The organism is Streptomyces sp. NPDC050548 (genome assembly GCF_044457385.1).
In the GTDB taxonomy this organism is placed as follows: domain Bacteria; phylum Actinomycetota; class Actinomycetes; order Streptomycetales; family Streptomycetaceae; genus Streptomyces.
Genome location: NZ_JBITGV010000014.1, coordinates 1 through 20,399 on the forward strand (window position 1 = coordinate 1; position 20,399 = coordinate 20,399).

Consider the following 20,399-nt stretch of genomic DNA (forward strand, 5'->3'; position numbering starts at 1 on the left):
ACCCCCCCCCCCCCGCCCCCGGCCCGCCGGGGGGGGCCCGCGCGCCCCCCCCCCCCGGGGGGGCCCCCCCCCGGGGGGGGGGGGCGGGGCGCGCCCCCCCCCCCCCCCCCCCCCCCCCCCCCCCCCCCCACTTTTACAGGACCCGCGGGCCGGGTAAGGTTAGGTTGGCCTTATCAAGTTCCGGCGGGAGGTGAATCCGCGTGTACGTCTGCAGTTGCTTCCAGGTGACCGAGGCGCAGGTCCAGCAGCACGCGGGTGGGGGTGCCTGCACGCCCCGCCAGATCGCCTCCGCCTGCAAGGCCGGTACCGACTGCGGTTCGTGCGTCCGCCGGATCCAGGCGATACTCGGCCGCGGCAGCTGCCCGCGCCGCGATCTCGCGGAAGAGGGCGCGCCGGTCTTCGCCGAACTGCCCGGAATGGCCGAACTGGACGAAGCCGCTTAGGGGTGGACCCTAGCTGGGCTGCTCGATCTGCTGCGCGATGTACAGCGCCTCGCCGAGCTGCTCGATCAGCTGCAGCTGCGTGTCGAGGTAGTCGATGTGGTGCTCCTCGTCCTCAAGGATGTCCTCGAAGATGTTCGCGGACGTGATGTCGCCCTTGGTGCGCATCACCTCGATACCGCGCTTGAGGCGGTCGATCGCCTCGACCTCCACCTGCCGGTCCGCCTGGAACATCTCGGTGACCGTCTGGCCGACCCGGACGTGGAACAGTCGCTGGTAGTTCGGCAGACCGTCGAGCATCAGGATGCGCTCGGTGATCTTGTCCGCGTGCTTCATCTCGTCGATGGACTCTTCACGCGTGTACTTGGCGAGCTTGGTCCAGCCGTTGTTGTCCTGGATGCGGTAGTGCAGCCAGTACTGGTTGATCGCGGTCAGCTCACCGGTGAGCTGCTCGTTCAGGAATTCAAGGACCTCGGGGTCGCCCTGCATCGCAGAGGCTCCTTCCAAGACAAGGGAACTGGCGGGTTGCGCCGCATGATTGCATCGGCGCGAAGACGTCGTCCAGTAAGTGCATGCTTAGTAGGAGTTGCCCGAATCCGCCCAGAGCCGGTCATGTGCACCGCCCCCCGTCTGTCAGGATGGAGCCATGGGTCAGAGAGGGGTCGAACAGTCCGAGCTGCCGCCCGGCCAGCGACTTCAGCGCGGCTGGCCGGTCACCCACTACGGCCCGGTCCCCAAGTTCCGCCCCGAGCGCTGGGAGTTCAGGGTCTTCGGCGCCACGGCCGACGGCGACAAGCACTGCTGGAACCACGACGAGTTCACGGCGCTGCCCTACGACTCGGTCGTGGCCGATCTGCACTGCGTCACGAAGTTCAGCATGCTGGGCGCCGAATGGGGCGGCATCCCCGCCCGCACGATCCTGGAGAAGGCCCCGCCCTCACCCGCCGTCACCCATGTCATGGTCTGGGCCGAGTACGGCTTCAGCGCCAACCTCCGGCTGGCCGACTTCGCCGCCGAGGGCACGATTTTCGCCACCCACAAGGACGGCGAACTCCTCACCGCGGAACACGGCTTCCCGCTCCGCCTGGTCGTCCCCCACCTGTACGCCTGGAAGGGCCCCAAGTGGGTCCGGGGCGTCGAGTACATGACGGCCGACCGGCGCGGGTTCTGGGAGGAACGCGGCTATCACAACGTCGGGGACCCGTGGAAGGAACAGCGGTACTCGTACCAGGAGGGACCCGGCGAGGGCCCGGAGCTGTGAGCCCTTCGGAGCCGAGTAAGCCCCTTCGGGCTATGAGTCCCTGAGCTTCTTCAGCCGCTCCACGTCCGCCGCGTGCCCCTCCTTGCCGCCGGGCGTCTCGATGATCAGCGGTACGCCCTCGGTCGCCGGGTGGGTCATCAGCGCGCGGAACGGATCCTCGCCGATGTGCCCGGAACCGATGTTCTCGTGCCGGTCCTTGTGGGCGCCGACGACGTCCTTGGAGTCGTTGGCATGGATCAGTTTCAGCCGCCCCTCGCCGACCGTGTCCACCAGCAGATCGAGCGTCTGGTGCATCCCGCTGGGACCGGTCAGATCGTGCCCGGCGGCGAAGATGTGGCACGTGTCCAGACACACGCCCAGCTTCGGATGGGCGTCCAGCGCCTCGAAGTACGGCCCGAAGTCCCAGGTCCGCGAGCACAGCGACGAACCCTGCCCGGCCGTCGACTCCAGCAGCAGGAACGGATCGTCGTCGTGCGTCAACTCGTCCAGCAGCGGCAGCAGATGCTCCCGCACCTGGGCCAGCGCCACGGCCCGCTCCCGCCCGCCCGTCGCGCTCCCGGTGTGCACGACCACACCGAGCGCGCCGATCTCCCGTCCCCGCCGCAGCGAGTGCCGTAGCGACTCGACGGACTTCCCTACAGTGGCCTCGGTGTGCGAGCCGAAGTTGATCAGGTACGGGGCGTGCACGTACGCCGGGATGGACTCGGCCTCGCACACCGCGCGGAACTCCTCGTCCTGGCGCGGGTTCCCGGCCGGTGTCGCCCAGCCGCGCGGGTTGGCGACGAAGACCTGCACGGTCTCGGCGGCCAGCTCACGGGCGTAGGACAGCCCCACGGAGTGGAGACCGCCGGCCACGGGGACATGGCCGCCGACGGGGTTGCGGGAGGGGATCCCGGAGGTGGGGGAGGGGTGCTTGCTGCTCACCCGTCCAGGGTGTCACGCGCGCGTGCCGTCCCCGTCACCGGATGGTGATCGTGATCGTCGACCCCTTGGGGGCCTGCTCGCCCGCGTCCACGGACTGGCTCTTCACGGTGTCGCCGAACAGGCCGAGCAGTCCGCGGTCCTCCTTGACCTTGAAGCCGGACTCCTCCAGGAGCTTCGTCGCCGCGTCGACACTCGCGCCGACCACGCTCGGGACCTCGACCATCTCCGGGCCCTTGGACAGGGTCAGTGTCACCGTGTCGCCCGCGGCGGCCTGGCTGTCGCCGGCCGGGGTCTGCTGGGCGACCTGGCCCGCGTCGTACTCCGAGGTGACCTCGGTGTCCGACACCTTCACCGTGAGACCGGCCTCCTGGAGGTCCGACTTCGCCTCGTCCAGGTCCTCACCGGTGACGTCCGGCACGTCGACCGCGCTGCCCTTGCTGACGGTCAGGGCTATCGCGGAGCCCGCGTGGCGCTCGGTGCCCGCCTCGGGGTCCGTGCTGATCACGAAGCCCTTGGGGACGTCGTCGCTGAACTCCCTGGTGACCATGCCGGCCGCCAGCCCGTCCGTCCTGAGCAGGGCCCGAGCCTTGGCCAGGGCGTAGCCGGTCAGATCGGGCACCTTCACGGTCTCGGGTCCGTCCGAGATGGTCAGGGCCACCGAGTCGTTGTCCCGGATGCGGGCGCCGGCCACCGGGTCGGTGCTGATGACCGTGCCCCGCTTCACGGTGTCGCTGTAGGCGTGCTTGACCGACTTGACGTCGAGACCGGCCTCCTGGAGCCGTTCTTTCGCCTGGGCCTCGGTCTTCGCAAGGAGCGGCGGGACCTTGGTGAACTGGCCGGAGTTGATGTACCAGACGCCCGTCCCGACCCCGATGATCAGCAGGATCGCGGCGACGATCGCCAGCAGCCCGCGCCGGGGCCGCCGCGCGTCGCGCCGCCGGGTCGGCAGCGGCGGCCCGCTCTCGAACCGGCTCGTCCGGTTGAACGGGTCACCGGGCTCGTCGTCCTCGTTGACCGGCAGCGGACGCGGCACGGTCAGCGAGCGCGGGATCACACTCGTACGGTTCTCGGAGTCGGGATGCTCCGAGGTCAGCGCCTGCGGCGGCACCACGTCCAACTGCTCGTCGCTCAGCCCCGCCCGCGCCTCGCGGACAAGACCGAACAGCGCGACCGCGTCGTACGGCCGGATCTCCGGGGTGCGCGCGGTGGCGGTGGCGACCAGCTCGTCCAGCTCGTACGCCAGCCCGGGGACTACGGCCGAGGGCGGCGGGACGTCCTCGTGCAGGTGCTTGTAGAGCACGATCGCGGGGGAGTCCCCGTCGTGCGGCTTCTGGCCGGTGAGCATCTCGTACAGGACGACCCCGCACGCGTACACGTCGACCCGGGGAGACGCCGTGCCGCCCTCGATCTGCTCCGGGGCGAGATACGAGACCGTACCGAGCACGTTCTCCGTGGTGCTGGTGACCGTGTCGACGGACCGGACCAGCCCGAAGTCGGCGACCTTGACCCGGCCGTCGTCCCCTATGAGCACGTTCTCCGGCTTCATGTCCCGGTGCACGAACCCGGCCCGGTGCGCGGCACCGAGCGCGGCCAGCACCGGCTCCAGGATGTCCAGCGCGGCCCGCGGCTGCAGCGCCCCACGCTCGCGCAGCACGTCCCGCAGGGTGCAGCCTGCGACGTACTCCATCGCCAGATAGACGTACGCCCCCTGGGCGCCCTGGTCGAAGACCTGCACCACGTTCGGATGCGCCAGCCGCGCCACGGACTTGGCCTCGCGGATGAACCGGTCGACGAAGGAGGCGTCGGCCGCGAGCGTCGGGTGCATCACCTTGAGCGCGAGAACCCGGTCCAGGCGGGTGTCCACGGCCCGGTAGACCGTGGCCATCCCGCCGACGGCGATCCGCGCGTCGACGCGATAGCGGCCGTCGAGCAACTGCCCGACGAGAGGGTCATGAAGGGTCGTATCCACGCAGGTGAGTGTACGAGCCGAGGCTGACAGCGCCCCCTTTTCGGCCAGTTTCGGGGCGGTACTGCAGCGGACCTGTGACGCATCGCACGCACGGGCGGCGCCGACGACGAGGCGCCTCCACAGGTGAGGTCCCCTTTTCCACGGATCGCACGCACGGGTGGCCGCCGACGGCGAGGAACCCCCACAGGAGGGGTCCACTTTTCAGCCGACCGTAAACGGGCGGTGCGCGGGTGGGAGATCAAAAGGCCGGACGCTCCGGGTCCAGCCGTGCCAGCCCCTCCGCAGGAGAAGACGCCGAGGCGAAGTGCCTACGGGGGATACGCCCCGCCAGCCGGGCCAGCCGCCCCGCCTCCACCGCGCTCCGCATCGCGGACGCCATCAGCACAGGCTCCTGCGCCCGCGTCACCGCCGACGCGAGCATCACCCCCGCGCACCCCAGCTCCATCGCGAACGCCGCGTCGGACGCCGTACCGGCCCCCGCGTCCAGAATCACCGGCACGCGCGCGTGCTCGACGATCAGCTGGAAGTTGTGCGGGTTGCGGATCCCGAGCCCGGAGCCGATCGGCGACCCCAGCGGCATGATCGCCGCGCACCCGACGTCCTCCAGCTTCCGCGCCAGCACGGGATCGTCGTTCGTGTACGGCAGCACCGTGAACCCGTCGTCGACCAGGGTCTCGGCCGCGTCGAGCAGCTCGATGGGATCGGGGAGCAGCGTGCGCTCGTCCGCGATCACCTCAAGTTTGACCAGTGCCGTCCCGAGCGCCTCCCGCGCCAGCCGGGCCGTCAGCACCGCCTCGCCCGCCGTGAAGCAGCCCGCGGTGTTGGGCAGCACCCGGATGCCGAGCCGCTCCAGGACGGACAGCACCGAGCCGTGCACGGAAGCGTTCACGCGCCGCATCGCGACGGTCGTGAGTTCCGTCCCGGAGGCCACCAGCGCGCGCTCCAGGACGTCGAGGCTGGGCGCGCCCCCGGTGCCCATGATCAGCCGGGACGTGAAGGACGTACCACCGAGGACGAAGGGGTCGTCGGCCATGGGTCAGCCTCCTTGGACGGCGGTGAGGACCTCGACGCGGTCTCCCTCGGAGAGGGACGTCGAGGGCCACTCCGCGCGCGGGACGACGGTTTCGTTGAGGGCGGCGGCCACCCCGGAGGGGGAAGGGGCCAGGGTGCTTACGAGGGTGTCGAGAGCCGTGCCGGGCGCGATCACCCGGGGCTCCCCGTTGACGGAGACGTTCATGCGGGCAACTCCGTGAGAGCGAACCGCTTCGGTGTGAACGGCCGTGCCTCGTCCGGGAGTTCACCGGTGGCCAGGGCGTGCGCGAGGGCGTCGCCGGTGACCGGCGTGAGCAGTACGCCGTTGCGGTAGTGCCCGGTGGCCAGCAGCAGCCCAGGGAGTGCGGTCGGGCCGAGCAGCGGCGCGTTGTCGGGGGAGCCGGGGCGCAGTCCGGCCCGGGTCTCGGTGAGCGGCAGTTCGGTGATCCCGGGGACCAACTCGTGGGCGTCGCGCAGCAGTTCGTAGACCCCGCCGGCGGTCACCGTGGTGTCCCAGCCCAGTTCCTCGCTGGTCGCGCCGACGACCAGCTCGCCGTTCTCGCGCGGCACCAGATAGACGTGGCTGCCGCGCACCACGGCCCGCACGGTCCGGCTCAGGAACGGCGCGTACCGCTCCGGCACGGTCAGCCGCAGCACCTGCCCCTTCACGGGCCGTACGGGCGGCAGGACGTCGTCGGGGACCCCGGCCAGCCGCCCGCTGAGGCTGCCGCCCGCGAGGACCACCTGGTCCGCGCCCAGGGCTTCCCCCTCGCGCGTGACGACCCCCGTGGCGCGGTCCTGGCCGCACGTGAGCCGCTCGGCCCATGTCCGGTGGAACACGACCCCGGCACGCTCGCACGCGGCCACCAGCGCCCGCGCCAGGCGCCGCGGGTCGACCTGGTGGTCCCCGTCGACCCGGAGCCCCCCGCGCACGCCCGGCGCGAGCATCGGCTCCAGGCGCCGGCATTCGCGCCCCGACAGCCACTCGGAGTCCAGCCCCGACCGCTGCTGCAGGGCGTGCAGTTCACGGAGGTGGGCGCGGTCGTCGGCGTCCAGGGCGACGGCGAGGGTGCCGCAGCGCCGGTAGCCGAGGTCGAGGCCGGTGAGGTCGGTCAGCTCGGCCGCGAAGTCCGGGTAGCGCTGCGCCGAGGCCAGGTTGAGGGCGAGCAGGGTCTGTTCGCCGTAGTGCAGCTCCGTGACGGCGGCGAGCATTCCGGCGGCCACCTGCGCGGCCCCGCCGCCCGGCTCGGGGTCCACGACGGCCGTCGCGAACCCGCGTTGCGCGGCCCGCCAGGCCGTGACCAGGCCGATGATCCCGCCCCCGACGACGAGGACGTCTGACGTACGTGTAGGCATGGGCGTCCAGCCCCTCCCTTCGCCGGCATGACCCGGATCAGGTTCGTACGGTCGGAGGCCGCCAGCCTCCCTCTCAGCCCGGTGCGTCCGGACTCCCGCGAGTGCTTGTACGTTGGCCACCCTAGCCCGTACCCCATGTCCCAGTAAGGGAGCCTCCGTCCATGGCCCGCTCGCTCGACGGTCTCGTCCTCGCCCCGGTCGCGGACCAGGCACCGGGTCAGGTCGGCACCCGCACCCGGTTCGCGTACCACGAGAAGGACGGCGAGATCTGGGCCGAGTACGCGGGCGGCGACGTCGTCCGCGGGCATCTCGTCGGCACGCGCGCGGGGGACCGACTCGACTTCCGGTACGTGCAGTTGAAGACCGACGGGACGACGTCCTCCGGGCACTGCGTGTCCGAAGTGGTCGAGCTGTCCGACGGCCGGATCCGCCTCGACGAGACCTGGGAGTGGGAGTCACAGCAGGGCAGCGGGACGAGTGTTGTGGAACAGGTCACTGAACGCGCCCCCTGACTGACGATTTGTCAGGTGTCTATGGTGATCGGATGAGCGAGCAGACACCGGGACAGGGCACGGCAGCGGGACGGCGCGTGGTCGTCGTCGGCGCGGGCATGGCCGGGGTGCAGACCGCGGTCGCCCTGCGCGAACAGGGCTTCACCGGCACCGTCACCCTTCTCGGCGCCGAACCCCATCAGCCCTACGACCGGCCCCCGCTGTCCAAGGCCGTCCTGCTCGGCAAGGCCGAGGGCTCCGCCTTCGACGTCGACTTCGAGGCACTCGGCATCGAACTCCGGCTCGGCCGCGAGGTGTCGGGCCTGCGCCCCGGAGACCACGAACTGGACACCGCCGAAGGCCCGGTGCCGTACGACGTCCTGGTCCTCGCCACCGGCGCCGAGCCGATCCGACTTCCTGGCGCCGACGGCATCCCCGGGGTGCATCTGCTGCGCACCCTGGACGACGCCGAGCGGCTGCGCCCCGTGCTCGCGCGGCAGCACGACATCGTGGTCGTCGGCGCGGGCTGGATCGGCGCGGAGTTCGCCACGGCCGCGCGCGAGGCGGGCTGCGCGGTGACCGTCGTGGAAGCCGCCGACCGGCCGCTCGCGGGCGCGCTGCCCGCCGAGGTGGCCGCGCCGATGGCCGCCTGGTACGCGGACGCCGGTGCCGTGCTGCGCACGCACACGCGCGTGGAGCGCGTCGAACCCGGCGAGGTGGTCCTCGACGACGGCACCCGGCTGCCCGCAGGAGCCGTCGTGGTGGGCATCGGCGCCCGCCCCGCCACCGGCTGGCTCGCGGACTCCGGCATCGAGCTGGGCGCCCACCGCGAGGTCGTGGCCGACGACCGGCTGCGCACCTCGGTGCCGGACGTGTACGCGGTCGGCGACTGCGCCTCCTTCCCTTCGGGAAGGTACGGCGAGCGCCTCCTCGTCCACCACTGGGACAACGCCCTCCAGGGCCCGCGCACGGTCGCCGCGAACATCGTCGGCCAGACCCCGGCGGTCTACGACCCGGTGCCGTACTTCTGGTCCGAGCAGTTCGGCCGCTTCGTCCAGTACGTCGGCCACCACGCGTCCGCCGACACGACGCTGTGGCGCGGCGACCCGGCCACCCCGGCCTGGACCGTCTGCTGGCTGCGCGGGGACCGCCTGGTGGCCCTTCTCGCGGTCGGCCGCCCCCGCGACCTGGCCCAGGGCCGCCGCCTGATCGAGTCGGGCACCCCGATGGATCCCGGGCCGCTGGCGGACCCTTCTCTCCCGATGAAGGCGGCTATCGCCTAGTTCGTGACACCGGGTCGGACCGGCCCGGCTTCCGACTGTCAGTCCGGGATGGCACGCTGTTTACGTGACCGAGATTGACGCAAAGATCGATGCTCTCGTCCCCGCCTGGCTCACGCTGCCCGACATCGCAGAGATGCTCGATGTCGAGGTGACACGCGTGCGGCAGCTGGTCAAGGAGGGCCAAGTCATCGCCGTACGGCGTGGCGAGAACCGCGCGCTGCACGTCCCCGCCGCCTTCATCGACGGGGCCGAGCAGAAGGTCGTCAAGGGCCTCACGGGGACCCTGACGCTCCTGCGGGACGACGGCTTCTCCGACGAAGAGATGCTGGAATGGCTCTTCACCCCCGACCCCAGCCTGCCCGGCACCCCCGCGCAGGCCCTGAGCGAGAATCGCGGCACGGAGGTGAAGCGCCGCGCCCAGGCGCTCGCCGTCTGATCCGGACGACCGGCTGATCCGGACGACCGACCGGTGTACGGGCCGCGGCGACGCTCAGTCGCGGCCCGTGCCCGACATCACCGCACAACAACAACGGGGGACACACGTATGCCCGACACCGCCGCAGCCGCCGCCCGCGCGGAACTCGCCGACGCCCGGGTCTACCTCTGCACGGACGCCCGCAGACGCCAGGGCGACCTCGCCGAGTTCCTGGACGCGGTCCTGGCCGGCGGGGTCGACATCGTGCAGCTGCGCGACAAGGGCATGGAGGCCGCCGAGGAGCTGGAGCACCTCCAGGTGTTCGCCGACGCCTGCGCCCGGCACGGCCGACTGCTCGCGGTCAACGACCGCGCGGACGTCGCCCACGCCGCCGGCGCCGACGTACTGCACCTGGGACAGGGTGACCTCCCGGTCCCCGCGGCCCGCGCGATCCTCGGCGACGACATCCTGATCGGCCGCTCCACGCACGCGGAGGCGGAGGCCGCCGCGGCCGCCGTCCAGGAGGGCGTGGACTACTTCTGCACCGGCCCGTGCTGGCCGACCCCCACCAAGCCCGGCCGCCACGCCCCCGGCCTCGACCTGGTCCGGTACACGGCCGCCCTGGGCACCGACCGCCCCTGGTTCGCCATCGGCGGCATCGACCTCGGCAACCTCGACGAGGTGCTCGAAGCGGGCGCCCGCCGGGTCGTCGTCGTACGGGCGATCACGGAGGCCGACGACCCGGGCGCGGCGGCGGCCGAGTTCGCGAAGCGGCTGCGGCAGACCTGAGAGCGGTCGGGGTGTCGCGCTGTTGTCCGGTGGGTGGACAACAGGGCGACAAATCAGGCAAATTTCCGGTTCCGGTTGGGTGTCCGCCGTCCCCTGACTAACCTGCGGGTATGGCCTTCGGAATCGCATCGACCAGGACCGATCGCGCACGGACGGTGCGCGACATGCTCGCGACCGGTAAGAACACGTACTCGTTCGAGTTCTCCGCGCCGAAGACCCCCAAGGGCGAGCGAAGCCTGTGGAGTGCGCTGCGGAGGGTCGAGGCGGTCGCCCCCGACTTCGTCTCCGTGACCTACGGCGCCGGCGGTTCGACCCGCGCGGGCACCGTCAGGGAGACCGAGCAGATCGTCGCCGACACCACGCTCACCCCGGTCGCCCACCTCACCGCGGTCGACCACTCCGTCGCCGAACTGCGCAACATCATCGGCCAGTACGCCGACGCCGGGATCCGCAACATCCTCGCGGTGCGCGGCGACCCGCCCGGCGACCCCATGGCCGACTGGGTGGCGCACCCGCGGGGCCTGACGTACGCGGCCGAACTGGTCCGGCTCATCAAGGAGTCGGGCGATTTCTGCGTCGGTGTCGCCGCCTTCCCGGAGCTGCACCCGCGCTCCCCGGACTGGGACACGGACGTGCGGCACTTCGTCGACAAGTGCCGGGCCGGCGCCGACTACGCGATCACCCAGATGTTCTTCCGCCCGGAGTCCTATCTTCGCCTGCGCGACCGGGTCGAGGCGGCAGGCTGTGCCACACCGGTCATCCCCGAGGTCATGCCGGTGACCAGCGTGCGGATGCTGGAGCGGTTGCCGCAGCTCAGCAACGCCGTCATCCCGGACGCTCTGAAAGAGCGAATCCTCACAGCCAAAGACGATCCGGCGGCTGTACGCTCGATCGGGATCGGCTTCGCCACGGAGTTCTGCGCCCGGCTGCTGGCCGAGGGAGTGCCCGGACTGCACTTCATCACGCTCAACAACTCCACGGCGACGCTGGAAATCTACGAGAACCTGGGCCTGCACCACCCACCGCGGGCCTAGACCGGCCGCCCGGACATACGACACACTGCGTAGCGGCCACTGGGAGAGGGGCGTACATGGGCTGGACGGTCCTCTACATCGCGTTCGGCATCGTCGCACTGTGGTTGCTCGGTGAGGTGCTGCTGCAGTACAAGGCGCGGCTGCGCTGGCGACTGCTCGCCTTCGTCGGCTTCCTGGGCGTCGTGCTCGGCGTACTGATGCCCTCTGTCGTCGTGATCGGACTGGGCGCGGTGGCCTTCGCCATCGGCCAGACCTACGTCACGCTGTCGTTCCGCCGCGGCTTCGAAGCCGGCTGGGCGGTCTCCGGCCGACCCGGCGCCGGCGGCTTCATGCGCCGCGGCGGCGAACCGGACGAGCAGGACCCGGGCGCGGACGCCTCCGGCCTCGACTCGACGGGCTCCCAGCCCGCCTTCCAGGACTACGGCCGCAACGCCGACTTCGGCCAGGACGACGACTTCGACCGCGACGACGTCTTCACCCCGAACCGCCCGCTCGACCCGACGGCCGCCGAGACCACCTCGGTCTACGAGCCGCAGCCCCTGCCGGACGACACCGGCTCCTACGGCGTCTACAGCGCCACCGCCTACGCGAACGCCGCCGACCCGAACTACGCGGGCACGGACCAGGCCTACGCGGCAGCGGCGGCCGGCCAGACCCAGGACCAGGCCTACGCGGCGGCCGACCAGCAGCAGTACGGCTACGACACCTACGCGGGCTACGACCAGCAGCAGTACGGCTACGACACGACCGGCCAGCAGCAGTACGCGGCCTACTCCGACCCGTACATCGGCACCCAGACCTACGGCGGCGCCATGTACGACACGGGCTACGACGGCCAGCAGCAGTATCCCCAACAGGGCTACACGCAGGACCAGTACGGCAACGGCGGCTATGTCGGCGAGACCCCGGCCGGCGGGGTGTGGGTCCCGCAGCAGCGCAACGACGAGACCTACGGCGGCGAAGTCCCGGCGGATCAGCAGTACTACCAGGGCGACGGCCAGCAGCAGCAACAACAGCAGCAGCCGCAGTCGGGCACCGGCTACGACGAGCAGTACCGTTTCTGAAGCCTACTGAGACCCTCTGAACTGCGGTCCCTCCACGATCAGTCCGGCCACCAGCGCCCCCGACATACCGGCGTGCGGAAGCCCGCCTCCGGGGTGCGACCAGCCGCCGACGCGGTAGAGACCGGGCAGGCGCGTGGTGTTCGCGGGGTGCAGGAAACGGCCCCCGCCGGCGGCGAGCGAGGGTGCGGGCGCGGCTCCGGAGCGGGCGCCGGTCTCGCCCTCCGTGTCCCCGGGCGTGCGCACCTCGTGCCACAACAGGCGCTCCCGCAGGCCCGGTACGGCGGACTCGGCGGCCTTGAGGAGGAAGTCGGTGTAACGCCCGACCGTGCTCTCCTCCCCCCAGCCGGCCTCGCTCGACAGCACCGCGGACACCACCGCCGACTCGTGCTCGCCGTCCGGCCACAGCGCGGGGTCGTCGGGGCGCAGCACCGTCACCGTGGGGCAGCGGGGCTCGTCGCCGCCCGGGGAGGCCAGGAAGTCCAACTCGGCCTCGCGGTCCGGGGCATGGACCACCGTCCGGTGGGCGGCTCCGGCCTCGCGCGGACCACGCAGTGCCAACAGGAGTGTCAGCCGCACCGGTCGGGGTGATTCGGGGTCGGCCCGCACGTCACCGTCCCGGTCCAGCGGACGATCCGTCAGGGCCCGCAGCCCCGCGGGGTCCACGTCCGCCACGACATGGTCCGCGTCGACCACAGTCCCGTCGGCCAGCTCGACCCCCGCCGCCCGCCCGTCCTTCTCCAGAACCCGGGTGACCTCGGCCCCGAAGACGAACTCGACCTTCCGCGCCAGACACCGCTCGTACACCGCGCGCGCCAACTCCCGTATGCCGCCCCGCACATACCAGGTACCGAAGGCGTGCTCCATGTACGGCAGCACGGCCGCGCCGGCCGGAGCGGACCGGGGGTGGAGGCCGTATGCGAGTGCGTGGCTCTCCAGGAGGGCCGTCAGGCGGTCGTCGCGCAGCTCCCAGGCGCCGATCTCGGCGAGGGCGCTCGCCCGGCGGGTGCGCAGCAGCTTCTTGTGCGGGACCGCGGGGTAGGGCTCCTGCTCGGCCAGCACCGACCAGTTGGGCCACAGCGGCTCCTCCAGGAGGGGTCTGCGGGTGCGGTCCCAGGCCTCACGGGCCCGGATCAGGAAGTCGCCCCAGCGCTGCCCGGCGCCCCCGCCCAGCGCCTCGTCCAGGGCGGTGACGACGCCCGCGCGGGAGGCGTTCGGCAACGACACCTCCGTGCCGTCCGCGAAGACGTGCCGCGAGGACGGGTCCACCTGGACCAGCTCGACCAGGTCCTCCAGCGGCTCCTTGCCGGTCTTGATGAACAGGTCGCGGTAGACCGCGGGCACGGTCAGCAGCCCGGGGCCGGTGTCGAAGGAGAAACCGTCCCGCTCGAAGCGGCGCACCGCACCGCCGTACGTCTCCGTACGCTCGTACACCGCCACCCGGTGGCCCGCGACGGCCAGCCGGGCAGCGGCCGCCATCGCGCCCATGCCGGCGCCGATCACCGCAATCCGTGCCATGCCCGCGACTTTATCGGCCGCCACTGACAGTCCGGTCACGGGCCGTCACCAGGGCGGCCGGTTCGGTGGCCCTCCCGCCTGCGAGGCCAGCCGTTTCTCCTCGCGGAGCTGGGCCCGGCGGCGCAGGAACCGGCGGATCCGCGAGACCAGGAAGAACAGGATCGTCAGCCCGGCCGCCAGCAGCACGGCCGCGATGATCGCCGCCGCCTGGGGATGGAACATCGCGAACGAGACGATCGCGCCGACCCCGAGGTCCTCCGCGAGGCTCACCACGATGTTGCTGAACGGTTCCGGCGAGGTGTTGATCGCCATCCGCGTCCCGGCCTTGACCGTGTGGCTGGCCAGCGCCGTCGAGCCGCCGATCAGTCCCGCCGCCACATCGTTCAACGATCCGCTGTGTCCGGCGAGCACCGCGCCGACCCACGCCCCGGCGGCCGGCCGGATCAGGGTGTGCACGGAGTCCCACATGGAGTCGACGTAGGGGATCTTGTCGGCGACCGCCTCGCACAGGAACAGCACGGCCGCTGTGACGAGGACCTCAGGGCGTTGCAGCGACTCGGGGACGGCGTCGCTCACCCCGGTCGCGCCGAAGACACCGAGCAGCAGCACCACCGCGTAGGCGTTGATGCCGCTGGCCCAGCCGCTGGTGAAGACCAGGGGGAGTACGGACACGGGGGCGATAGTAACCACTCGGCAACAGGGCGTCCTGGGCCTGAGTGCGTAGGGCTGAGTATGCGTACCTAGGGAGTGAGATGAGTACGCGCGCGGATGGGGCGCGACCTGCGCGAACGAGAGAGTGGAGACACGGAAAGGGGCGCGGCTCCGGTACCGCCGACACGGGGCGGCGGAACGGGGCGCGCGCCCTTGGCCGCTCCTTCCGCCGGAACATCGGCGGAAGCGAGACACGGGGGAGCCCAGGGGGACTGACCAACGGGGGTTCCAACGGGGGAAACGTACGGGGGAAGCACAAGGGAGCGCCGGTTCGGGGCGGCCCGCGGGGGACGCGGCCACAACGGACCGGCGCTTCTGTGCGTGCGCTCAGTGCCCCCCGCTCACCCGCCCCTGGAGCAGCCGGGACAGCGCCGAGTGGACGTCGTCCAGGGAGCGCTCCGGCTGGAACGACTGCCAGTCCAGGGCGGCCACCAGGACCATCCCGACCAGTGCGGCGGCCGTCAGCCGGACATCGATCTCGGGGCTGAACTCGCCGTTCGCCACACCCGCGTGCAGTACGTCCTCGATGGCCGCGTTCACCTGCTGGCGCACCACCATGAGCGTGGACTGCCAGGCGCGGTTGGTGCGCCACAGCTCGGCCACATAGAGCTGTGTGAAGGACGGGTAGTGGGCGATGAAGCCGAGGCCCGCGCGGATCATCGCGTCCAGGGCGTCCACCTTGCTGCCGCCGTCCCGCGCGGTCTGCTCGGCGGCCTCCCTCAGAGAGGCGGTGAGGAGGCCCACGCCGTGTCGCAGCAGCTCCTCGAAGAGGACGGACTTGCTCGCGAAGTTGTAGTAGACGGTGCCCTTCGCGACCCCGGCACGCTCGGCGATCTCGTCCACCGTGGTGGCCGAGAAGCCCTGTTCGGCGATGAGCGTGACGGCCGCCTCGTAGAGCTTCTGCCGGGTGGCCTCGCGGCGCGTGTTGCCGCCCGACGGGGTGCTGCTGCTTTCCATGGGCCTGATTGTCACAGGCCCGGCCGCGGCGGTGGGCACGGGTGCCGGGGTCCTGGGCGAGGTCACAGGCTCAGCTCCGGATGCAGGCGGTCCAACGTCCACACCTGGCGGCGGCGCGCCGACAGCGCGGTCAGCGCGAGCGCGCCCACGGTGAAGGCGACGAGCACCACGCACGCGTGCCACACGGGTTCCAGGCCGCCGCCCGTGATGAGCCTCCGTAGGGCCTCGACGACGTAACTCATCGGCAGGAAGGGGTGGATCGCGTTGAAGAAGCCGGGACTGGTCTGCACCGGATAGGTGCCGCCCGCCGACGTCAACTGGAGCATCAGCAGGGCGAGTACGAGGATCCGGCCCGCCGCCCCGAAGCGCGCGTTCAGCCACTGCACGATCGCCGCGAAGCAGGCCGTCACCAGGAACAGGAAGCCGACCGTGCCGGCCGCGTGCGCCATCTGCAGACCGATCGCCCAGTGCAGTACGGCCATCAGGGCCACCGTCTGGAGCACCCCGATCGCCACCACCGGCAGCCAGCCCGCGAGCGCGATCCGCCGGGCCGGGGCACCGGCGGCGAGCGCCCGCCGGTTCATGGGCGTGATGAGCATGTACGCCACCATCGCGCCCACCCACAGGGACAGCGGGATGAAGTACGGGGCGAACCCGGTGCCGTAGTTGGGCGCCTTGTGCAGGTCCTGGGAGGCCAGTTGGACCGGGTCGGCCATGACGCCGGTGCGCTGGTCGCGGTCCTGCTTGTCGTAGTCGGGGATCTGGGCGGCGCCGTCGTGCAGTCCGCCGGCGAGCTTCCCGGAGCCGTCGACGAGCTTGTACAGGCCGCCGCTGAGGTCCACGGCGCCGGTCTTCAACTTGCGGACCCCGGTGTCCAGGGCGGTCGCGCCGGTCTTGGCCGTGCCGAGCCCGGTGTGCAGGGTCCTGGCGCCCGCGGCGACCTTCCCGGCGCCGTCGTTCAGCTTGTTGATCCTGGCCACCGCGTCGTCGAGGTCCTCGGAGAGGTGCGGTGCGCGGTCGGCGAGCGCCTGGGCCTGCGTCTGGAGGGTGCGCAGGTTCGCGTCGAGCTTCTTCAGGTCGCCGTTCTGGTCGGCCACCAGGTTGTCGATGTCGTCGGCGACCTTCGCCACGTCCGAGGCGGCCTGGGCGGCTTTCTTCAGGTCGGGGCAGGCGACGTCGGCCAGGACGGCGGTTTCGCAGCGCGCCCTGTAGACGTCGTCCAGGGTGTCCGAGGCCGCGCGCGCTCCCTTGGCGGCGACCGGGGCCGTCTTCACCAGGACGCCGAGGTTGGCGCGGATCGTCTTCGCGGAGTCGGCGACCAACTGGGCCGTGTCCCCGATGGTCCTCTCGTTGTCCTTCAGGAAGGGCCCCACCTTGTCGGCGACCCCGTTGACCGTGTCCGCGAGGGTCTGCGTCCCGGCCGCCACCTGCTTCGAACCGTCCTCCAGGTTGCCCGCGCCCGTGTCGAGCTTCTTCAGGCCCTTGGAGAGCTTCCCGCTGCCCTTCTTGGCGTCCTTCAGGCCGTCGGCGAGATCCTTGGAGCCCGCCTCTGCCGTCCCGATCCCGCCCTTGAGTTTGTCGGCGCCGTCGGCCGCCTTCACGGTCTGGCCGTGGATGTCGGAGAACGACACGAAGATCCGGTCCAGGAAGGTCCGCGAGGCCTTGGTGGACGCGGCCGAGCGCACCTCGCTGAACACCGTCCGGGAGATCTGCCCGACGATGTAGTTGTTCGCGTCGTTCGTCCGCACCTGGAGCGCGCCCGTCTCGGGGGAGTCGCCCGCACTGGAGGCGATGCGCGAGCTGAAGTCGGCCGGCATGGTCAACGACAAGTAGTACGTGCCGTCCTCGACGCCCTTCCGCGCGGTGGCCGCACTCACCTCGTGCCACTCGAAGGTCCTGCTGTCGCGCAGCCCCCGGGTGATGTCGTCGCCCGCCGTGAGCCTCTTCCCGTCGGCCGTCGTCCCCCGGTCGTCGTTGACGAGCGCCACGGGGATGCGGTCCAGGCGGCCGTACGGGTCCCAGAAGGACCACAGGTACAGGGCGCCGTACAGCAGGGGCAGCAGCAGGAGGGCGACGAGCGCGGAGCGCGGCAGCTTGCCCCTGCCGAAGCGCCTCAGCTCAAGGGCGGCCAGTCGTGGCGCGTGCATCGGCCTTCTCCGTTCCTTCGGCTCCTTCGGCGGACACCGCCACGACGGTCGTCCCGGAATCCGCGAGGGACCTCAACAGACCCCAGATCTCCGCCCGTTCGGCATCCGAGAGCTTGAGACCGACGTCGTCCACACCGAGCAGGGCCGGCCGCCCGATCAGCGCCAGCGCGATGGACAGCCGCAACTCCTGCGGCCGTTCCAGATCCCGTACGGCGGTCCGGGCGCCCTTGGGCAGGGCGTCGAGGTCGAGACCGGCGGCGGTCAGCGCCCGCTCGATCCGCAGCCGCGCCTCGGCCGCCCGCTCCGCCCGTGGCCGCAGCATCGCGCGCACGGAGTCCCCGAACCGCCGTTGCAGCGCGGCCCGTTCGCGCAGATGCTCGCCGACGGTCAGTGCCGGGTCGAGGTCGGTGACCCCGGCGACATTGGCCAGCGCGCCGACCCGCCGTACGGCCGCCGACTGCTTCGGCAGCGCCAACTCGCCCACGCGGGCGGTCCCTTCGGACGCCTTCATCCGCCCGGTGAGCGCGAGCAGCAGGCTCGTACGCCCGGACCCGGAGGGCCCTTCGACGGCGATCAGCGCGCCGGGCCCGGCGTCGAGGGAGATCCCCCGGAACGCCCAGCCGCGCGGCCCCTTGACCCCGAAGTCCTCGGCCGTGACACCGACCCCACCCACGGTTCCCCATCCCCTGTTGCCGGATTTTTTTGAACTGACTGGTCAGTGCAAAAACTAACGCGAACCTTCGATCGAAGCAAAAGCGCAGGTCAGAACGGATTGTCAGTGCCATACCTCACGATGGGCACATACGGCACTACCTGACAGGGCGTGCCGTCACACGACGACAGGAGGTTCGTCATGGCCAACTCGTCCGCAGCCGCCGCCCGTCGGCGCCGCGCCTCCGGCCCTGCCCCCTCACTGACCGGCCCGGCGAGCGACGTACACCCCGTGCTCCGCCGGGCCACGGCCCCGCCCGCCGCCCTCGACCTGCTCGCCCAGGCCCGCGCCGGACTGGACGAGGCAGCCGTCCTCGAAACGCCGAACGAGCGTTACGCGACGGCCCACCTCGCCGCCCTGCGCACCGCCGCCGCGGTACTCGCCGCGCGCGCCCAGCCGGAGCCCACGGCCCGGCGCCGGGCCCGCATCCGCAGCGCCTGGGAAGTACTCCCCGAGATAGTTCCCGAACTCACCGAGTGGAGCGCCCTGTTCGCCTCCGGTGCCCGGCGCCGCGCCCGGGCCGAGGCGGGCATCCAGGGCGCGGCGACCCGCCGGGACGCCGACGACCTCATACGCGACGTGGCGATGTTCCTGCGCCTGGTGGAGCGGATGCTCGTCCTCCAGCCGGTCCTGCCCCAGCCACGCCAGGACCCGGAGCGGCCGGGGGACCGCGCCGGCTGAGCGAGGGCGGTCCGCCGCGCGAGACACATCACCGGGTACGGCACCGGAGGCAATAGGGTGGAGGGCGCCTGAAGCCCTCCCTCCGCCCGCCTCCGGGCCGGGGAGGCAGCCCGTTCGCTCCGCCGTGCACAGGCGGTGCCGCGCCGAGGAGTCAACTGCCGTGTCGGACCCGAGCCGCCCCCGCGCCTCCCTCCGTACCGCCGTGGTCTGGGACGTCCTTCAGGACGCCCTCGACCGCCGGGCCAAGGCCACGGGTCGGGACGCGCTGGACGTCCTCGACACCGGAGGCGGCAGCGGCAACTTCGCGGTGCCCGTCGCCCGCCTCGGCCACCGCGTCACCGTCGTCGACCCCAGCCCGAACGCGCTGTTCGCGCTGGAGCGCCGCGCCGCCGAGGCCGGTGTCGCCGACCGCGTGCGGGGCGTCCAGGGCGACGCGCACGGCCTCTTCGACGTGGTCGAGCGCGGCGGCTACGACGCGGTGCTGTGCCACGGCGTCCTGGAGTACGTCGACGACCCCGCCGAGGGCGTCCGTACCGTGGTGGCCGCGCTGCGCCCCGAGGGCGTCCTCAGCCTGCTCGCCGCCGGACTCGGCGGTGCCGTCCTCGCGCGCGCCCTCGCCGGCCACTTCACCGAGGCCCGCCAGGCCCTCACCGACCCGAACGGCCGCTGGGGCGCCGCCGACCCCGTCCCGCACCGCTTCACCGCCGAGCAGCTCACCGCGTTCGTCCAGGGCGCGGGCCTCGACGTCGGCGCCGTGCACGGGGTGCGGGTCTTCGCCGACCTGGTGCCCGGAGTGCTCGTGGACACCGAGCCCGGTGCCCTGGACGCGCTGCTGAAGCTGGAAGCCGCGGCGGCCGAGCTCCCGGCGTACCACTCCGTGGCCACGCAGCTTCATGTGCTCGGCGAGACGCGGGGTGCCGGCGAGGCGTGAGTGGCCTCCCGCGACGGAGCCCTGATCAGGGGCTCGGCCGCACATGGAGTACGCCACAGGCCCCCCGATCGCGGGCCCGGCGCCGTATGATCGAGGGAGACCGCCCGGCATGACAGGACGGCCGCTGGGGAATGGAAGCTTCAGCGAGTCGGAACAGTCATGACGGGTTCCGGTTGGCCAATTGGCGTAGAGGGGCGGGTTTCACGGGGGCGATTCCCTGCCTATCCTGAAGGGACCCCCCGGGTCGCCCCGGCGACTGCACGATGAGGAGGACTCCGTGCCGCTCTCGGAGCACGAGCAGCGAATGCTTGAGCAGATGGAGCGAGCGCTGTACGCCGAAGACCCCAAGTTCGCGACAGCGCTCGAAGGAAGCGGCCTGCGCACGTACACCCGGCGACGGGTCTACCAGGCGGTGGCCGGCTTTCTCGTAGGTATCGCGCTCCTCATCGCCGGCATGGTCACGCTGCAGATTTGGGTCAGCGTGGTGGGATTCCTCGTCATGCTGGGCTGCGCGGTACTCGCCGTGACCGGCTGGCGCAAGGCTCCGAAGCCCGGCGAACAGCCCGCAGCGGGCGCTGCGCACGCCGGCCGTCAGGGACGGCAGAAGCGCTCGGTCATGGACCGTATCGAGCAGCGCTGGCAGCGCCGCCGCGACGAGCAGCAGGGCCAGTAACGGCGGCCCGGCTC

The 20,399-nt window shown here is 71.7% G+C and carries 22 protein-coding genes and 1 riboswitch; of the genes, 11 read left to right on the forward strand and 11 right to left on the reverse strand.

Going from position 1 to position 20,399, the window contains the following annotated elements; genetic code table 11:
* Positions 1-200 precede the first annotated feature (200 nt).
* Positions 201-443 (forward strand): bacterioferritin-associated ferredoxin, encoded by a 243-nt coding sequence (locus ACIBJH_RS32465; RefSeq protein ID WP_399120480.1) that lies wholly within the window; start codon positions 201-203, stop codon positions 441-443.
* Positions 444-452: 9 nt separating this feature from the next.
* Here the strand turns inward: ACIBJH_RS32465 and bfr are convergent, their stop codons facing one another.
* Positions 453-929 carry a bacterioferritin gene (bfr, locus tag ACIBJH_RS32470; RefSeq protein WP_019062355.1) on the reverse strand — a complete coding sequence of 159 codons (477 nt, stop codon included), beginning with the start codon at positions 927-929 and terminating at the stop codon, positions 453-455.
* Positions 930-1,086: 157 nt separating this feature from the next.
* Here bfr and ACIBJH_RS32475 point away from each other — a divergent pair, with 157 nt between their 5' ends.
* Positions 1,087-1,701 carry a sulfite oxidase-like oxidoreductase gene (locus ACIBJH_RS32475; protein ID WP_399120481.1) on the forward strand — a complete coding sequence of 205 codons (615 nt, stop codon included), beginning with the start codon at positions 1,087-1,089 and terminating at the stop codon, positions 1,699-1,701.
* 30 nt (positions 1,702-1,731) lie between these two features.
* On the opposite strand, the gene ACIBJH_RS32480 is transcribed toward ACIBJH_RS32475, so the two are convergent.
* The 5 genes from ACIBJH_RS32480 to thiO all read right to left on the reverse strand — a co-directional run bounded on the left by ACIBJH_RS32480 (position 1,732) and on the right by thiO (position 6,982).
* Positions 1,732-2,625: a deoxyribonuclease IV gene (locus ACIBJH_RS32480; protein WP_399120483.1), complete on the reverse strand. Its 894-nt coding sequence runs from the start codon at positions 2,623-2,625 to the stop codon at positions 1,732-1,734.
* Positions 2,626-2,659: 34 nt separating this feature from the next.
* Positions 2,660-4,594, reverse strand: coding sequence for a Stk1 family PASTA domain-containing Ser/Thr kinase (pknB, locus tag ACIBJH_RS32485; protein ID WP_399120484.1), 1,935 nt, complete (start codon positions 4,592-4,594; stop codon positions 2,660-2,662).
* Positions 4,595-4,832: 238 nt separating this feature from the next.
* A complete protein-coding gene (locus ACIBJH_RS32490; RefSeq protein ID WP_399120485.1) occupies positions 4,833-5,627 on the reverse strand; it encodes a thiazole synthase in 795 nt (264 codons plus the stop codon).
* 3 nt (positions 5,628-5,630) lie between these two features.
* Complete coding sequence (thiS, locus tag ACIBJH_RS32495) at positions 5,631-5,831, reverse strand: sulfur carrier protein ThiS (protein WP_399120486.1); 201 nt, start codon at positions 5,829-5,831, stop codon at positions 5,631-5,633.
* A complete protein-coding gene (gene thiO, locus ACIBJH_RS32500; protein ID WP_399120487.1) occupies positions 5,828-6,982 on the reverse strand; it encodes a glycine oxidase ThiO in 1,155 nt (384 codons plus the stop codon). Before thiO ends, thiS begins: the two co-directional genes overlap by 4 nt.
* Positions 6,980-7,091, reverse strand: a riboswitch (TPP riboswitch). (Overlaps the previous gene by 3 nt.)
* A 52-nt stretch (positions 7,092-7,143) precedes the next feature.
* Between thiO and ACIBJH_RS32505 the strand changes: the two genes are divergently transcribed.
* The 6 genes from ACIBJH_RS32505 to ACIBJH_RS32530 all read left to right on the forward strand — a co-directional run bounded on the left by ACIBJH_RS32505 (position 7,144) and on the right by ACIBJH_RS32530 (position 12,058).
* On the forward strand, positions 7,144-7,494 hold the full coding sequence (locus tag ACIBJH_RS32505) for a hypothetical protein (protein WP_399120488.1): 351 nt from the start codon (positions 7,144-7,146) through the stop codon (positions 7,492-7,494).
* Between the two features lie 32 nt (positions 7,495-7,526).
* Positions 7,527-8,756: an NAD(P)/FAD-dependent oxidoreductase gene (locus tag ACIBJH_RS32510; RefSeq protein WP_399120489.1), complete on the forward strand. Its 1,230-nt coding sequence runs from the start codon at positions 7,527-7,529 to the stop codon at positions 8,754-8,756.
* A 64-nt stretch (positions 8,757-8,820) separates the two neighbouring features.
* Positions 8,821-9,192 (forward strand): Rv2175c family DNA-binding protein, encoded by a 372-nt coding sequence (locus ACIBJH_RS32515; RefSeq protein WP_019067778.1) that lies wholly within the window; start codon positions 8,821-8,823, stop codon positions 9,190-9,192.
* A gap of 108 nt (positions 9,193-9,300) precedes the next feature.
* On the forward strand, positions 9,301-9,960 hold the full coding sequence (thiE, locus tag ACIBJH_RS32520; RefSeq protein ID WP_399120490.1) for a thiamine phosphate synthase: 660 nt from the start codon (positions 9,301-9,303) through the stop codon (positions 9,958-9,960).
* Positions 9,961-10,070: 110 nt separating this feature from the next.
* Complete coding sequence (metF, locus tag ACIBJH_RS32525; protein WP_399120491.1) at positions 10,071-10,994, forward strand: methylenetetrahydrofolate reductase [NAD(P)H]; 924 nt, start codon at positions 10,071-10,073, stop codon at positions 10,992-10,994.
* Between the two features lie 56 nt (positions 10,995-11,050).
* Entirely contained in the window at positions 11,051-12,058 is a 1,008-nt protein-coding gene (locus tag ACIBJH_RS32530) for a hypothetical protein (protein ID WP_399120492.1), read from the forward strand.
* Between the two features lie 3 nt (positions 12,059-12,061).
* Here the strand turns inward: ACIBJH_RS32530 and ACIBJH_RS32535 are convergent, their stop codons facing one another.
* The 5 genes from ACIBJH_RS32535 to ACIBJH_RS32555 all read right to left on the reverse strand — a co-directional run bounded on the left by ACIBJH_RS32535 (position 12,062) and on the right by ACIBJH_RS32555 (position 18,061).
* Positions 12,062-13,573, reverse strand: a complete 1,512-nt coding sequence (locus ACIBJH_RS32535; protein ID WP_399120493.1) for a phytoene desaturase family protein — start codon at positions 13,571-13,573, stop codon at positions 12,062-12,064.
* Positions 13,574-13,618: 45 nt separating this feature from the next.
* Positions 13,619-14,245 carry a DUF4126 domain-containing protein gene (locus ACIBJH_RS32540; RefSeq protein WP_399120494.1) on the reverse strand — a complete coding sequence of 209 codons (627 nt, stop codon included), beginning with the start codon at positions 14,243-14,245 and terminating at the stop codon, positions 13,619-13,621.
* A gap of 366 nt (positions 14,246-14,611) precedes the next feature.
* Positions 14,612-15,241 carry a TetR/AcrR family transcriptional regulator gene (locus ACIBJH_RS32545; RefSeq protein WP_399120495.1) on the reverse strand — a complete coding sequence of 210 codons (630 nt, stop codon included), beginning with the start codon at positions 15,239-15,241 and terminating at the stop codon, positions 14,612-14,614.
* Between the two features lie 62 nt (positions 15,242-15,303).
* Entirely contained in the window at positions 15,304-17,388 is a 2,085-nt protein-coding gene (locus ACIBJH_RS32550; protein ID WP_399120496.1) for a YhgE/Pip family protein, read from the reverse strand.
* The gene (locus ACIBJH_RS32555; RefSeq protein WP_399120497.1) at positions 17,360-18,061 is read right to left on the reverse strand and encodes an ATP-binding cassette domain-containing protein; all 702 of its coding nucleotides are present in this window, start codon (positions 18,059-18,061) and stop codon (positions 17,360-17,362) included. Before ACIBJH_RS32555 ends, ACIBJH_RS32550 begins: the two co-directional genes overlap by 29 nt.
* Before the next feature lie 180 nt (positions 18,062-18,241).
* On the opposite strand from ACIBJH_RS32555, the gene ACIBJH_RS32560 reads away from it, so the two are divergent.
* The 3 genes from ACIBJH_RS32560 (at position 18,242) to ACIBJH_RS32570 (ending at position 20,385) form a co-directional block, all read left to right on the forward strand.
* The gene (locus ACIBJH_RS32560; RefSeq protein ID WP_399120498.1) at positions 18,242-18,781 is read left to right on the forward strand and encodes an SAV_6107 family HEPN domain-containing protein; all 540 of its coding nucleotides are present in this window, start codon (positions 18,242-18,244) and stop codon (positions 18,779-18,781) included.
* 160 nt (positions 18,782-18,941) lie between these two features.
* Positions 18,942-19,712 carry a methyltransferase gene (locus ACIBJH_RS32565; protein ID WP_399120499.1) on the forward strand — a complete coding sequence of 257 codons (771 nt, stop codon included), beginning with the start codon at positions 18,942-18,944 and terminating at the stop codon, positions 19,710-19,712.
* A 277-nt stretch (positions 19,713-19,989) separates the two neighbouring features.
* Positions 19,990-20,385, forward strand: coding sequence for a DUF3040 domain-containing protein (locus tag ACIBJH_RS32570; protein WP_399120500.1), 396 nt, complete (start codon positions 19,990-19,992; stop codon positions 20,383-20,385).
* The last annotated feature ends 14 nt before the right edge of the window (positions 20,386-20,399 follow it).

What these genes read in the sequence shown, in the direction of transcription:
- ACIBJH_RS32545 (WP_399120495.1), bottom strand. Translation starts at nt 15,241, where the DNA reads ATGGAAAGCAGCAGCACCCCGTCGGGCGGCAACACGCGCCGCGAGGCC.
- ACIBJH_RS32530 (WP_399120492.1), top strand. Translation starts at nt 11,051, where the DNA reads ATGGGCTGGACGGTCCTCTACATCGCGTTCGGCATCGTCGCACTGTGG.
- bfr (WP_019062355.1), bottom strand. Translation starts at nt 929, where the DNA reads ATGCAGGGCGACCCCGAGGTCCTTGAATTCCTGAACGAGCAGCTCACC.
- metF (WP_399120491.1), top strand. Translation starts at nt 10,071, where the DNA reads ATGGCCTTCGGAATCGCATCGACCAGGACCGATCGCGCACGGACGGTG.
- ACIBJH_RS32475 (WP_399120481.1), top strand. Translation starts at nt 1,087, where the DNA reads ATGGGTCAGAGAGGGGTCGAACAGTCCGAGCTGCCGCCCGGCCAGCGA.
- thiS (WP_399120486.1), bottom strand. Translation starts at nt 5,831, where the DNA reads ATGAACGTCTCCGTCAACGGGGAGCCCCGGGTGATCGCGCCCGGCACG.
- ACIBJH_RS32535 (WP_399120493.1), bottom strand. Translation starts at nt 13,573, where the DNA reads ATGGCACGGATTGCGGTGATCGGCGCCGGCATGGGCGCGATGGCGGCC.
- ACIBJH_RS32490 (WP_399120485.1), bottom strand. Translation starts at nt 5,627, where the DNA reads ATGGCCGACGACCCCTTCGTCCTCGGTGGTACGTCCTTCACGTCCCGG.
- thiE (WP_399120490.1), top strand. Translation starts at nt 9,301, where the DNA reads ATGCCCGACACCGCCGCAGCCGCCGCCCGCGCGGAACTCGCCGACGCC.
- ACIBJH_RS32550 (WP_399120496.1), bottom strand. Translation starts at nt 17,388, where the DNA reads ATGCACGCGCCACGACTGGCCGCCCTTGAGCTGAGGCGCTTCGGCAGG.
- ACIBJH_RS32510 (WP_399120489.1), top strand. Translation starts at nt 7,527, where the DNA reads ATGAGCGAGCAGACACCGGGACAGGGCACGGCAGCGGGACGGCGCGTG.
- thiO (WP_399120487.1), bottom strand. Translation starts at nt 6,982, where the DNA reads ATGCCTACACGTACGTCAGACGTCCTCGTCGTCGGGGGCGGGATCATC.
- ACIBJH_RS32560 (WP_399120498.1), top strand. Translation starts at nt 18,242, where the DNA reads ATGGCCAACTCGTCCGCAGCCGCCGCCCGTCGGCGCCGCGCCTCCGGC.
- ACIBJH_RS32505 (WP_399120488.1), top strand. Translation starts at nt 7,144, where the DNA reads ATGGCCCGCTCGCTCGACGGTCTCGTCCTCGCCCCGGTCGCGGACCAG.